This window comes from Streptomyces sp. NPDC047880 (genome assembly GCF_040706515.1).
GTDB lineage: Bacteria > Actinomycetota > Actinomycetes > Streptomycetales > Streptomycetaceae > Streptomyces.
Genome location: NZ_JBEZOK010000036.1, coordinates 1 through 13,433, shown reverse-complemented (window position 1 = coordinate 13,433; position 13,433 = coordinate 1). Strand labels below are relative to the sequence as shown.

Here is a 13,433-nt window from a genome sequence, read left to right as displayed (position 1 = left end):
CGGGGCCTACGCTGAAGATATGAGCAACCAGAGCGGACGCGGGCGCGTGGCGGGCCTACCGGAACGGGACCGCTGCGCGGTCATGGGAGTCGTGAACGTCACTCCGGACTCCTTCTCCGACGGCGGCCGCTTCTTCGACACCACGGCCGCCGTCAAACGCGGCCTCGGCCTGGTCACCGAGGGCGCGGACCTGATCGACGTCGGCGGCGAGTCCACCCGCCCCGGCGCCACCCGGGTCGACGAGGACGAGGAACTGAGGCGCGTCATCCCCGTCGTCCGCGGCCTGGCCTCCGAGGGCGTCACGGTCTCCGTCGACACCATGCGCGCCTCCGTCGCCGAACGGGCCCTCGCGGCCGGGGCCGCCCTCGTCAACGACGTCAGCGGCGGCCTCGCCGACCCCCGCATGATCCCGGCCGTCGCCGACGCCGGCGCCCCCTTCGTGGTCATGCACTGGCGCGGCTTCCTCCAGGGCGGCAACGTCAGGGGCGAGTACGCCGACGTCGTCACCGAGGTCGTCGACGAACTGCACGCGCGCGTGGAGGCCGTCCTGGCCGGCGGCATCGCCCCCGACCGGGTCATCGTCGACCCCGGCCTCGGCTTCTCCAAGGACGCCGAGCACGACCTCGCCCTCCTCGCGAGCCTCGACCGTGTCCTCGACCTCGGCCACCCGCTGCTCGTCGCCGCCTCCCGCAAACGCTTCCTCGGCCGGGTCCTCGCCGGCCCCGACGGCCCCCCACCGCCCGCACGCGAACGGGACGCGGCCACCGCCGCCGTCTCCGCGCTCGCGGCGCACGCCGGCGCGTGGGCGGTCCGCGTCCACGAGGTGCGCGCCACGGCCGACGCCGTCCGCGTCGCCCGCGCCATCGCGGGGGCCCGCACGGCCGGAACCAGCGCAGAAGGAGCCCGGTGAGCGCCCCGCACACCGACGTCGAACAGGTCGAGGCCGCCAACACCGCCTTCTACGAGGCACTCGAGCAGGGCGACTTCGAGGAACTGGCGTCGCTCTGGCTGACCCCTTCCGACCTGGGCGTCGACGAGACCTACCACGACCCGGCCGACACCGGCGTGGTCTCCTGCGTCCACCCCGGCTGGCCCGTGCTCACCGGCCGCGGCGAGGTCCTCAGGTCGTACGCGCTGATCATGGCGAACACCGACTACATCCAGTTCTTCCTGACCGACGTGCACGTCTCGGTCACCGGCGACACCGCCCTGGTGAACTGCACGGAGAACATCCTCAGCGGCGGCCCCGCCCCCGAGGGCGCCGGCGAGGAGCTCGGCCCGCTCGTCGGGCAGCTCGTGGTCGCCACCAACGTGTTCCGGCGCACGCCCCAGGGGTGGAAGCTCTGGTCGCACCACGCCTCCCCCGTCCTGGCCGAAACGGACGAGGACGAGCAGGACGACACCCCGGCCTGAGTGGGTACGCGCCAGGAAGTGGTTGGAATCACCTACGCCCGGGTAGGGGCGGCTACCAACCTGTGCACCGACGGGTTCCCCAGGGGAAACGCTGGATGAATCCTGCCGGGCCCGGCCGCAGCCCCCCGGCCCCGTGGCCCGGGCCCGTCCGCGCTCGCAGGTAGATTCGACCGAGGCCGGTGTGCCGACCGCACACGGCACCGACCGGCCCTGACCGACGATTGCAGGAGTGATTCGCGTGGATCGTGTCGCGCTGCGCGGCCTCAAGGCCCGCGGGCACCACGGTGTGTTCCCCGAGGAACGCGCAGAGGGCCAGACCTTCATCGTGGACCTCGTCCTCGGCCTGGACACCCGACCGGCCGCGGCCGACGACGACCTGGCGAAGACCGTGCACTACGGCATCGTGGCGGAGGAGGTCGTGGCCGTCGTCCAGGGCGAGCCCGTCGACCTCATCGAGACGCTCGCCGAGCGCATCGCCCAGGCCTGTCTGCAGCACGAGGGAGTGCAGGAGGTCGAGGTCTGCGTGCACAAGCCGAACGCCCCGATCACCGTCCCCTTCGACGACGTGACCGTCACCATCTCCCGGAGCCGAGTATGACCGCGCCCTTCATCAAGGGTCCGACCGACCCGACCGTACAGCCGGTGCCCGCCTCCGTCGTCGAGAAGGTCGACGCCGCCGACACGACCCTGTCCAACCCCAAACGGGCCGTGGTCGCCCTCGGCTCCAACCTCGGCAACCGGCTGGAGACCCTCCAGGGAGCCATCGACGCCCTGGAGGACACGCCCGGCGTCCGCGTCAAGGGCGTCTCCCCCGTCTACGAGACCGAGCCGTGGGGCGTGGACCCCGGCAGCCAGCCCGCCTACTTCAACGCCGTCGTGGTCCTCAAGACCACCCTCCCGCCGTCCTCGCTCCTGGAGCGCGCGCACGCCGTCGAGGAGGCCTTCCACCGCGTCCGGGACGAGCACTGGGGCCCCCGCACCCTCGACGTCGACATCGTCTCCTACGCCGATGTCGTCTCCGACGACCCGCAGCTCACGCTTCCCCACCCCCGCGCCCACGAGCGCGCCTTCGTCCTGGCCCCCTGGCACGACCTGGACCCCGAGGCCCAGCTGCCCGGCCGCGGCCCCGTCGCCGGTCTCCTCGACGTCGTCACCCGTGAGGGGGTCGCGCCCCGCGAGGACCTGGAACTCCGGCTGCCCGAGTAGCCGTTAAGGTCAAGACGGCCGCGAACCGGGCCGGAGAGCCGGGGGAACCGAAGGGACACCGTGAGAGAGCTGCGTATCCGGGTGCTGGCCGGCGTGTTCGTCGTGGCCGGAGTCCTGTCCTGGGCGGGCGCCCGCCTGTGGAACTCGGTCGGAACACTCCCGAGCGTCCCGCTGGCCGCCCCCATCGTCCTGGCCGTGATCGCCGTGGTCCTGCTGGCCACGGCGCTCTCGATCCGCTCCCGGCTGAAGGCCCAGCGCGAGCGCCGCCCCGAGGCGAAGGGCGTCGACCCCCTCATGGCGGCCCGCGCGGTCGTCTTCGGCCACGCCAGCGCCCTGGTCGCCGCCCTCGTCGCCGGCATGTACGGCGGCACCGGCGTCTTCCTCCTGGAATCCCTCGACATCCCCGCCCGCCGCGACCAGGCCATCTACGCCGGCCTCTCCGTCCTCGCGGGCATCGGCGTCATAGCGGCCGCCATCTTCCTGGAGCGTGTCTGCAAACTCCCGGAAGACGACGAGAACGACGGCACGGGAGTGGCACCGACCGTCTGACACCGCCGGAGCTCACCAGGGCTGACGGGCGAGATGCCCACGGCTTTCACCGTCTGCCTGCTCGGCAGCCCGTGGTGCTCACGCATTCCCCCTGATCAGTGCACAGCCTGACCGGGGACAGCCGCGGGCACCACTGACGATCGGACTATCGCGCCATGATCAGGCTCATGGCCTCGTTACGGGTCGCCGAATCACGAAGCTGGCCCCGCACCGCCGAGGTGATCGTCTTCGCACCCGGCTTGCGGACCCCACGCATCGACATGCACATGTGCTCGCACTCGACGACGACGATCACGCCCCGCGGCTCCAGGATCTGCATCAAGGAGTCGGCGATCTGCGTGGTGAGCCGCTCCTGCACCTGCGGGCGCCGGGCATAGACGTCCACGAGCCGGGCCAGCTTCGACAAGCCTGTGATCTTGCCTTCGACGGACGGGATGTAACCCACGTGCGCAACCCCGACGAACGGCACGAGGTGATGTTCGCAGGAGCTCAGCACCTCGATGTCCTTCACCAGGACCATCTCGTCGTGCCCCAGGTCGAACGTCGTCGTCAGTACGTCCTCGGGCTGCTGCCACAGCCCCGCGAATATCTCCTTGTACGCCCGCGCCACGCGCGCCGGTGTCTCTCGGAGGCCTTCGCGGTCCGGGTCCTCGCCGACCGCGATCAGAAGTTCGCGTACGGCGTTCTCGGCGCGCTTCTCGTCGAACTCGCCGATCTGGCCATCGCCGTCCAGCGCCACGGGGTCGGTCATCTGGTGCCTCGTTCCTGTGTCCATCACGGGGCGGCCTGCGGAAATGGCGAAAAGCCGCGCCCCCCAGGCTAAAACCTGGGGAGCGCGGCATCCATTCCGGGGCCTGTGGGCCGACCGGGAGAGCTCGGGTCAGCTCTCGGGGCGGTCCTCCGGGGTCCGCTCGGGCGCCGGGGCGGGCTCCGCCACGGTGCTCTTCGCGGTGGAGATGGCGGGCGTCGCGCCGTTCGCGCCGTTCGTCAGGGCCAGCTCCTTGGGGGAGAGGACCGGCGGACGGGTCGACGGCGTGCGGCGGGAGGAGCCGGTCCAGGCGGGCCTGGGCGGACGCTTGACGATCGGGGCGAAGATCTCGGCGATCTCCTCCTTGCCCAGCGTCTCCTTCTCCAGCAGCTGCAGCACGAGGTTGTCGAGGACGTCGCGGTTCTCGACGAGGATCTCCCACGCCTCGTTGTGCGCCGTCTCGATGAGCTTCTTGACCTCTTCGTCCACGAGCGCGGCGACCTCTTCCGAGTAGTCGCGCTGGTGGGACATCTCACGGCCGAGGAACGGCTCGGTGTTGTCGCCACCGAACTTGATCGCGCCAAGACGCTCGGTCATGCCGTACTGCGTGACCATCGCGCGGGCCAGGCCCGTGGCCTTCTCGATGTCGTTGGCGGCACCCGTGGTCGGGTCGTGGAAGACGAGCTCCTCGGCCGCGCGGCCGCCCAGCATGTAGGCCAGCTGGTCCAGCATCTCGTTGCGCGTGGTCGAGTACTTGTCCTCGTCCGGCAGCACCATCGTGTAGCCGAGGGCGCGGCCTCTCGACAGGATCGTGATCTTGTGGACGGGATCGGAGTTGGGCGAGGCCGCCGCGACCAGGGCGTGTCCGCCCTCGTGGTACGCGGTGATCTTCTTCTCCTTGTCCGACATGATCCGGGTCCGCTTCTGCGGGCCCGCGACCACACGGTCGATCGCCTCGTCCAGCATGTGGTTGTCGATCAGCTTCTGGTCGCTGCGGGCCGTCAGCAGGGCGGCCTCGTTCAGCACGTTGGCCAGATCGGCACCCGTCATGCCGGGCGTGCGGCGGGCGACGGCCGACAGGTCGACGTCGGGCGCCACCGGCTTGCCCTTCTGGTGGACCTTGAGGATCTCCAGACGGCCCTGCATGTCCGGGCGGTCGACGGCGATCTGCCGGTCGAAGCGGCCGGGGCGCAGCAGCGCCGGGTCGAGGATGTCGGGCCGGTTCGTCGCGGCGATGAGGATCACGCCGCCCTTGACGTCGAAGCCGTCCATCTCGACGAGGAGCTGGTTCAGGGTCTGCTCGCGCTCGTCGTGACCGCCGCCGAGGCCGGCGCCGCGGTGGCGGCCGACCGCGTCGATCTCGTCGACGAAGACGATCGCCGGGGCGTTCGCCTTGGCCTGCTCGAACAGGTCACGGACCCGGGAGGCACCGACACCGACGAACATCTCGACGAAGTCGGAACCGGAGATCGAGTAGAACGGGACGCCGGCCTCGCCCGCGACGGCACGCGCGAGCAGGGTCTTGCCGGTGCCGGGAGGCCCGTAGAGCAGGACGCCCTTGGGGATCTTGGCACCGACGGCCTGGAACTTGGCCGGCTCCTGGAGGAACTCCTTGATCTCGTGGAGCTCCTCGACGGCCTCGTCGGATCCGGCGACGTCGGAGAAGGTGGTCTTGGGGGTGTCCTTGGTGATGAGCTTGGCCTTGGACTTCCCGAAGTTCATGACCCGGGAGCCGCCGCCCTGCATCTGGTTCATCAGGAACAGGAACACGACCACGATCAGCACGAAGGGCAGCAGGGAGAGCAGGATGCCGACGAACGGGTTCTGCTTGGACGGCGAGACCGTGTAGCCGTCCGGGATCTGCTTGTCCTGGTACTTGTTCTGCAGCGTGTTGGCGATGTCCACGCCCTGGTCGCCGATGTAGCTCGCCTGGATCTTCGAGCTGCCCTCGACCTTCACGCCGTCCTTGAGGGTGGCCTTGATGGTCTGCTCGTCACCGGTGGTGAGCTTGGCCGACTCCACCTTGTTCTGGTTGATCGCCTGGACGACCTGGCCGGTGTCCACCGTCTTGTAGCCGCCGGACGAGCCGACGACCTGCATCAAAACGACCACGGCGAGGACGGCCAGCACGATCCACATGACCGGCCCACGGAAGTATCGCTTCACGTCCATCCATACGGAGCGGTGCCGCCCCGTCCCTCCTGCCATAGTGAGTTTGATAAAGACTGTTCTTCGGACGGTACCCCAGCATTGTCACCTGAAGCCGCGTGGGACGGCTGGCGATCCGCCTACGCCTGCTCCAACGGCGGGACGCCCGCTGGGGTTCCCGATCACCGGCACGGCACTCCGGCCGGGATTCTCAGCCGCCGTACACGTGAGGCGCGAGCGTACCGACGAACGGGAGGTTCCGGTACTTCTCGGCGTAGTCGAGTCCGTATCCCACGACGAATTCGTTGGGGATGTCGAAGCCGACCCATTCCACGTCGATGGCGACCTTCGCGGCCTCGGGCTTGCGCAGCAGCGTGCACACCTTGAGGGAGGCGGGCTCGCGCGAGCCGAGGTTGGAGAGCAGCCAGGACAGGGTCAGGCCGGAGTCGATGATGTCCTCGACGATCAGGACGTGCCTGCCCTTGATGTCGGTGTCGAGGTCCTTGAGGATCCGCACCACACCGGAGGACTGGGTGCCCGCCCCGTACGAGGATACGGCCATCCAGTCCATGGTGACGGGGGTGGACAGGGCCCGCGCGAGGTCGGCCATGACCATGACCGCGCCCTTGAGGACTCCGACGATCAACAGGTCCTTGCCCGCGTACTCCGCGTCGATCTTCGCGGCCAGCTCGGCCAGCTTGGCGTCGATCTCTTCCTTGGTGATGAGCACCTTCTCGAGGTCGGCACCCATGTCTTTCGCGTCCACCCGCATCACTTTCGGTTGTCCCACCGGCCGAGCGGCCCCTCCGCCGGCTGCGGGGAGGGGTCGTGCTTCAGCCTTGCCGAATCACCAGTCTGCCACCCTGCCGCCGAGCCACGACCTTGCCGGGGAGGTTGATGGCTCCCTGACCGCGCCAGCCGGTGATCAGCCGGTCCACTTCCTCGATGTGGCGGGCGAACAGCGAGCCCGCGGGCGCACCGGCCGCGATGGCGGCCCGGCGCAGGACGCGGCGGCGTACGGCGGGCGGCAGGGCGTAGAGCTTGGCGCACTCCAGCTGCCCGGTGGCGTCGCGGACGGTGGCCTCGGCCTGGCCGGCCCAGGAGTCGAGGGCGTCGGCGTCGTCGCGGGAGAGCCGGGCCGTCCGGGCGAGGGCCTCGACGACGCCTTTGCCGAGGGCCTTCTCCAGGGCGGGCAGGCCCTCGTGGCGCAGCCGGGAGCGGGTGTAGGCCGGGTCGGCGTTGTGGGGGTCGTCCCAGACGGGCAGGGACTGGACCATGCAGGCCTTGCGGGCGGTCTGCCGGTCGAGCTCCAGGAAGGGGCGCCGGTAGCGGCCGCCGGCCCCCGAGACCGCGGCCATTCCGGACAGGGAGCGGACGCCGGAGCCTCGCGCGAGGCCGAGGAGGACGGTTTCGGCCTGGTCGTCGCGGGTGTGGCCGAGCAGGACGGCGGCGGCGCCGTGGCGTTCGGCGGCGGTGTCGAGCGCGGCGTAGCGGGCGTCGCGGGCGGCGGCCTCGGGTCCGCCGGCGCGGCCGACGGTGACGGCGACGGAGTCGACGGGGTCGAGGCCGAGTTCGCGCAGGCGCTGGACGACTTCCGCGGCGCGGGCGTCGGAGCCGGTCTGGAGGCCGTGGTCGACGGTGACGCCGCCGGCTCTGACGCCGAGCTTGGGGGCTTCGAAGGCGAGAGCGGAGGCGAGGGCCATCGAGTCGGCGCCGCCGGAGCACGCCACGAGCACGAGCGGCGACGGCTCGTGCGGGAGGGCGTGCGGGACCGCGGCGGGAGCGCGGTGGTGTTCGGTGAGGAGGTCGTGGAGGACGCGGCGTACTGCCAGGCGTATCGCCGCGACCGCAGGATGGGGACCCATGTCCGGTTCCCTTCATGAAGTTTTCGGGGGGTGAGCCCGAGTGCCGGTCACGCAGAGTGTGTAGATGGTGACAGAACCGGGCCGTTCCCCGAGCATTGCACGCCTACCCCTGCGTCACGGTCCCTCGGACGGGTGATTGGTGGGGCGTTCGCCTGCCGACGGCCGGTTTCCTTGCACGACCTTCCGGCGTGTTCACTACTCGGCCCTGCGATGCACCCGCGCGACCCAGTCCGCCGGTTTGGCGATCTCCGACTTGGTGGGGAGGGTGTTGGGCGAGGTCCACACGCGGTTGAAGCCGTCCATGCCGACCTCGTCGACGACGGCCCGCACGAAGCGTTCGCCGTCCCGGTACTGGCGGAGCTTGGCGTCCAGGCCGAGCAGCTTGCGCAGGGCGAGGTCGAGGCGGGAGGCGCCCTTGGCGCGGCGCTGCTGGAACTTCTCGCGGATCTCCCCGACGGTCGGCACGACGGACGGGCCGACGCCGTCCATCACGTAGTCGGCGTGGCCCTCCAGCAGGGACATCACGGCGGTGAGGCGGCCGAGGATCTCGCGCTGGGCGGGGGTCTGGACGATCTCGACGAGGGAGCGGCCGCCGTCGTCCTCCTCCGCCTCGGGGCGGCCCCCGGCGAGGGTCTGGGCGGCTTCCCGGACGCGTTCCAGGACGGTCATGGGGTCGACGTCGGTCTCCTGGAGGAACGACTGGATTTCACCCTCGAGGTGGTCCCGCAGCCAGGGCACGGCGGTGAACTGGGTGCGGTGCGTCTCCTCGTGCAGGCAGACCCAGAGCCTGAAGTCGTGGGGTTCGACGTCGAGTTCGCGCTCCACGTGGACGATGTTCGGGGCGACCAGCAGCAGCCTGCCGCCGCCCGGCCCGTCGGAGGAGCCGCCGGAGGGGAGGTCGCCGGCGGCGGGGGCGAAGGTCTCGTACTGGCCGAGGACGCGGGAGGCCAGGAAGGACAGCAGCATGCCGAGTTCGACGCCGGTGACCTTGCCGCCGACGGCGCTCATGACCCCGCCGCCGGGGCTGGTGCCGCGCCGTTCCTGCATCTTGTCGAGCAGGGGCCGCAGGATCTCCCGGAACCCGGCGACGTTCGCCCGGATCCAGCCCGGCCGGTCGACGACAAGGACGGGGGTGTCCTGCCCCTCCTCGGTGCCCAGCCGGGTGAATCCGCGGACGTGTTCCTCCGAGGCCTTGGCATGCCGGCGCAGCTCCGCGACGACGGCCCGGGCCTCGTCGCGACTGATCTCGGGGCCCGGCCGTACGAGCCGGGTCGCGGTCGCCACCGCGAGGTTCCAGTCGACCATGCCGGTTGAAGCACCACCGATGCTCGTCATGCGTCAACCGTACGTGAGGGCCGCCCGCTGGGGCAGGGCGGCGACGGCCGGGCGCCGGTTCGCCCCGGCCGAGGGCGGGTCACCGTCCGTCACCTGCAGCCGCACGCCGCCAGGGTCGTGGCGACCCGGTCCAGCGCGTGCTGGGACGCCGTCGGACTGCCGGGGTCCGTGCCGGAGGCCATGAACGCGAAGGCGAGCAGGCGGCCGTCCTCGTCGACCAGGGTGCCGGCGAGGGCGTGGACGCCCGAGAGGGTGCCGGTCTTGGCGCGGACGACGCCGGACGCCCCGTCCGTGTAGCGGCTGGTCAGGGTGCCGGTGAAGCCGGCGACGGGCAGGCCGGTGAGGGCGGGGCGGAACTCGGGGTGGGCGGGGTCGGCCGCCTTGGCGAGCAGCGCGGTGAGGAGGCCGGGGGTCAGCCGGTCGGCGCGGTTCAGGCCGCTGCCGTCCTTGAAGACGGCGCCCTTGACGGGGAGGCCGAGCTTGCGGAGCCGGGAGCCGATGGCCTTGCCGGCCCCGGCGAAGTCGGCCCGTTCGCCCGTGGCGATCGCCGTCTGCCGGGCGAGGGCCTCGGCGATGTCGTTGTCGCTGTTGGTCAGCATGCGCTCGACGAGGGCGGAGAGCGGCGGCGAGGAGACGGCCGCGAGGGTCTCGGCGCGGGTCGTGGCCTTGGACGGGCCGGGGCTCGTGGTCTTGATGCCGTGCGACGTCAGCAGGTCCCCGAACCGGCGGGCGGCGTCGGCCGCCGGTTCCTTCACACGCTCGACCGGGCCGCTCGCCGAGTCGTTCGTGCGGCCTTCGTCGGCCATCAGGGGGCTGACGAGGGCGAGGTTGGGGTTGACCCCGATCGGGTGTTTTTCGTCGCCTGCGTAGAGGGTCGTGTCGTAGGAGAGGGTCACCTCGCGCATGCCCCGGTCGGCGAGCGCGGCGGCCGTTCGGGCGGCCAGGGTGCGCAGGCTCGCCGAGCCCCCGGTCTTCTCCCGGGCGGTGAGCGTGGGGTCGCCGCCCCCGACCAGGACGACTTCCTTGGTGTCGGGTTCCAGGGCGGCGCGGGTGGTGAGGCGGTGGTCGGGGCCCATCGCGGACAGCGCGGCGACGGCCGTAGCGATCTTCGTGGTGGAGGCCGGGGTGAGCGCCGTGCCCGCGCCGGAGCCGAACAGGCGCCGTCCGGTGGTCACGTCCAGGACCGCCCCGGCGGGCCGCGGGCCGAGGGCCGGGTCCTTGAGCAGGGGGCGGAGGGCGTCCGCGAGCGCCTTGCCGTCCGGGGCGGACTTGACGGTGCTGACGCCGCCGAGGCCGGTCAGCACGGGTCCGGCGCTGGGGGCGGGCCGGGGCCGGCCGGGCGCGCCGGGGGCGCTGCCGTGATCTGTGCCACCCGCGCGGCCCAGGGCCACTGCCCGGTCCCGCTCGGCCGTACGCTGACCCGTGGAGTCCCAGGGACCGGCGGCGGTCACCACACCGGCCGCCAGTGCGAGTCCGGCGGTGGCGGCGCCTGCGGTGTACTGCCAGGTCTTCGGCGGCATCACATGCGTGAGCTGCGGTTTCCCGGCTCGGACGAGCCGCGCGAGCCGTGGTTCGGCAGCCGCCGCGGCCCGGGCCAGGCGCGGTCGTACGGCTTCCGCGAGCCGCATCACGTGCGGTTTCGCGGCTCGCCAAGGCCTCAGCTCTGGCACGACCACCAGCCCCTTTCGCGATCACACACCTGCGTGAGGGACACTTAATCACCAGAACTATGTGTTGATCATGGAGGAGCCACCGGTGGAGTTCGACGTCACGATCGAGATTCCGAAGGGTTCGCGCAACAAGTACGAGGTGGACCACGAGACCGGTCGTATCCGCCTGGACCGGCGACTCTTCACCTCGACCGCCTACCCGACCGACTACGGCTTCGTCGAGAACACCCTCGGCGAGGACGGCGACCCGCTGGACGCGCTGGTCATCCTCGACGAGCCGACGTTCCCGGGCTGCCTGATCCGCTGCCGCGCGATCGGCATGTTCCGCATGACGGACGAGGCCGGCGGCGACGACAAGCTGCTGTGCGTGCCGTCGACGGACCCGCGCGTGGAGCACCTGCGGGACATCCACCACGTGTCGGAGTTCGACCGCCTGGAGATCCAGCACTTCTTCGAGGTCTACAAGGACCTGGAGCCCGGCAAGTCGGTCGAGGGTGCCGACTGGGTGGGCCGCACCGAGGCCGAGGCCGAGATCGAGCGGTCCTACAAGCGTTTCAAGGACCAGGGCGGTCACTGACCTCCTCTCCTGATGCTGACGGGCCGCACGCCTGCGTGTGCGGCCCGTTCGTCCGTCTGTGCGCATACTGAGGCTGTGGAGGGTACGAGGCTGACGTGTCGTACAGGGAGCGCCAGGCAGTGACGGACGCGGAGGACCGCAAACCGAAGTCGGACGAGGCAAGGAGCGCGTTCCTGCCTCCGGCCGGGTCCGGCGTCGACGGGGACATGTCGACGACGTCGGAGTTCGCGATCCCCGAGGGGCTGGCCCTCCACAGAACGGCCGGTGCGGAGTCCGAGACGACGTCCGAGTTCGCCGTGCCGCAGGGGCTGGACGTCCACGCGGCGCCCTCGGCGGAGCAGGAGGGGTCGGCGTTCACCCCGCCGAGCACCTACAGCTCGAAGCACGCCCCGACGGCCTTCACACCGCCGAGCGGGATCCCCGTGGTCAGCCTGACCAAGGACGTGCCCTGGCAGGACCGGATGCGCACGATGCTGCGCATGCCGGTGGCGGAGCGGCCCGCGCCGGAGACCAGCCACCGCGGCACCGACGAGAGCGGGCCCGCGGTGCCCCGCGTGCTCGACCTGACGCTGCGTATCGGCGAGTTGCTGCTGGCGGGCGGTGAGGGCGCCGAGGACGTGGAGGCGGCGATGTTCGCCGTCTGCCGCTCGTACGGCCTGGACCGCTGCGAGCCCAACGTCACCTTCACGCTGCTGGCGATCTCCTACCAGCCGTCCCTGGTCGACGACCCGGTCACGGCGTCGCGGACCGTGCGGCGCCGGGGCACGGACTACACGCGGCTGGCGGCCGTGTACCAGCTGGTGGACGACCTCAGCGACGACGAGACGGCGGTCTCCCTGGAGGAGGCCTACCGGCGGCTGGCGGAGATCCGCCGTAACCGGCACCCCTACCCCGGCTGGGCGCTGACCGGGGCGAGCGGGCTGCTGGCCGGTGCGGCGTCGGTGCTGGTGGGCGGCGATCTGATCGTGTTCGTGGCCGCCGCGCTGGGCGCGATGCTCGGTGACCGGCTGGCGTGGCTGTGCGCGGGACGCGGGCTGCCGGAGTTCTACCAGTTCACGGTGGCCGCGATGCCGCCGGCCGCGATCGGGGTGGCGCTGACGCTCGGCCATGTCGACGTGAAGGCCTCCGCGGTCATCACCGGTGGGCTGTTCGCGCTGCTGCCCGGGCGGGCTCTGGTGGCCGGGGTGCAGGACGGTCTGACGGGCTTCTACATCACCGCGTCCGCGCGGCTCCTGGAGGTCCTGTACTTCTTCGTGGGCATCGTCGCGGGTGTGCTGCTGGTGCTGTACTTCGGTGTGCAGCTGGGGGCGCGGCTGAACCCCGACCAGGCGCTCGGGGCGTCCGACGACCCGGTGATGATGATCGGTGCGTCGATGCTGCTGTCACTGGCCTTCGCGGTGCTGCTCCAGCAGGAACGGTCCACCGTGCTGTGGGTGACGCTGAACGGCGGCGTCGCGTGGGTCGTGTACGGCGCGATGCACCTGGTGGGGGACATCTCGCCGGTGGCGTCCACGGCGGCGGCCGCGGGACTGGTGGGACTGTTCGGTCAGTTGCTGTCCCGGTACCAGTTCGCCTCCGCCCTGCCCTACACGACCGCGGCGATCGGGCCCCTGCTGCCGGGTTCCGCGACGTACTTCGGACTGCTGGCGATCGCGCAGAGCGAGGTGGACGAAGGGCTGGTGTCGCTGTCGAAGGCGGTGGCGCTCGCCATGGCCATCGCCATCGGGGTGAACCTCGGGTCCGAGATCTCCCGGATGTTCCTGAGGATCGGGTCGGCCGAGAAGCGGCGGGCCGCCAAGCGCACCAGGGGCTTCTAGTGCCGCGGCAGGCAACGTTTGCCCGTGAAGGAGCGGCGTCCGGTGCGTGCTCTCGGCGTGCCGGCCGGAAGCCCTCGTACGGGGCGTACTCGGGCTTTCGGCCGG

At 71.3% G+C, this 13,433-nt stretch carries 13 protein-coding genes; 7 read left to right on the top strand and 6 right to left on the bottom strand.

The window, feature by feature from the left end:
• Window positions 1-19 precede the first annotated feature (19 nt).
• The 5 genes from folP (at window position 20) to AB0937_RS35615 (ending at window position 3,168) form a co-directional block, all read left to right on the top strand.
• The gene (gene folP, locus AB0937_RS35635) at window positions 20-910 is read left to right on the top strand and encodes a dihydropteroate synthase (protein ID WP_366717886.1); all 891 of its coding nucleotides are present in this window, start codon (window positions 20-22) and stop codon (window positions 908-910) included.
• Window positions 907-1,413, top strand: coding sequence for a nuclear transport factor 2 family protein (locus AB0937_RS35630; protein ID WP_366717884.1), 507 nt, complete (start codon window positions 907-909; stop codon window positions 1,411-1,413). Before folP ends, AB0937_RS35630 begins: the two co-directional genes overlap by 4 nt.
• A gap of 238 nt (window positions 1,414-1,651) precedes the next feature.
• Window positions 1,652-2,011, top strand: a complete 360-nt coding sequence (folB, locus tag AB0937_RS35625) for a dihydroneopterin aldolase (RefSeq protein WP_366717882.1) — start codon at window positions 1,652-1,654, stop codon at window positions 2,009-2,011.
• Window positions 2,008-2,619 (top strand): 2-amino-4-hydroxy-6-hydroxymethyldihydropteridine diphosphokinase, encoded by a 612-nt coding sequence (folK, locus tag AB0937_RS35620; RefSeq protein ID WP_366717880.1) that lies wholly within the window; start codon window positions 2,008-2,010, stop codon window positions 2,617-2,619. Before folB ends, folK begins: the two co-directional genes overlap by 4 nt.
• 60 nt (window positions 2,620-2,679) lie before the next feature.
• A complete protein-coding gene (locus AB0937_RS35615) occupies window positions 2,680-3,168 on the top strand; it encodes a DUF3180 domain-containing protein (protein WP_366717878.1) in 489 nt (162 codons plus the stop codon).
• A 145-nt stretch (window positions 3,169-3,313) separates the two neighbouring features.
• Here the strand turns inward: AB0937_RS35615 and folE are convergent, their stop codons facing one another.
• The 6 genes from folE to dacB form a co-directional block, all read right to left on the bottom strand.
• Complete coding sequence (gene folE, locus AB0937_RS35610) at window positions 3,314-3,919, bottom strand: GTP cyclohydrolase I FolE (RefSeq protein ID WP_234749931.1); 606 nt, start codon at window positions 3,917-3,919, stop codon at window positions 3,314-3,316.
• Between the two features lie 129 nt (window positions 3,920-4,048).
• Window positions 4,049-6,088 carry an ATP-dependent zinc metalloprotease FtsH gene (ftsH, locus tag AB0937_RS35605; protein WP_366717970.1) on the bottom strand — a complete coding sequence of 680 codons (2,040 nt, stop codon included), beginning with the start codon at window positions 6,086-6,088 and terminating at the stop codon, window positions 4,049-4,051.
• 187 nt (window positions 6,089-6,275) lie between these two features.
• Window positions 6,276-6,836: a hypoxanthine phosphoribosyltransferase gene (gene hpt / locus AB0937_RS35600; RefSeq protein ID WP_053669745.1), complete on the bottom strand. Its 561-nt coding sequence runs from the start codon at window positions 6,834-6,836 to the stop codon at window positions 6,276-6,278.
• Window positions 6,837-6,897: 61 nt separating this feature from the next.
• The gene (gene tilS / locus AB0937_RS35595; RefSeq protein ID WP_366717875.1) at window positions 6,898-7,929 is read right to left on the bottom strand and encodes a tRNA lysidine(34) synthetase TilS; all 1,032 of its coding nucleotides are present in this window, start codon (window positions 7,927-7,929) and stop codon (window positions 6,898-6,900) included.
• Between the two features lie 195 nt (window positions 7,930-8,124).
• On the bottom strand, window positions 8,125-9,264 hold the full coding sequence (locus AB0937_RS35590) for a zinc-dependent metalloprotease (protein ID WP_366717873.1): 1,140 nt from the start codon (window positions 9,262-9,264) through the stop codon (window positions 8,125-8,127).
• An 89-nt stretch (window positions 9,265-9,353) separates the two neighbouring features.
• Window positions 9,354-10,892 (bottom strand): D-alanyl-D-alanine carboxypeptidase/D-alanyl-D-alanine-endopeptidase, encoded by a 1,539-nt coding sequence (dacB, locus tag AB0937_RS35585; protein ID WP_366717871.1) that lies wholly within the window; start codon window positions 10,890-10,892, stop codon window positions 9,354-9,356.
• A gap of 127 nt (window positions 10,893-11,019) precedes the next feature.
• On the opposite strand from dacB, the gene AB0937_RS35580 reads away from it, so the two are divergent.
• Both AB0937_RS35580 and AB0937_RS35575 read left to right on the top strand, forming a co-directional pair.
• A complete protein-coding gene (locus AB0937_RS35580) occupies window positions 11,020-11,511 on the top strand; it encodes an inorganic diphosphatase (protein ID WP_003975424.1) in 492 nt (163 codons plus the stop codon).
• Window positions 11,512-11,630: 119 nt separating this feature from the next.
• Complete coding sequence (locus AB0937_RS35575) at window positions 11,631-13,328, top strand: threonine/serine exporter family protein (protein ID WP_366717869.1); 1,698 nt, start codon at window positions 11,631-11,633, stop codon at window positions 13,326-13,328.
• Window positions 13,329-13,433: the final 105 nt, after the last annotated feature.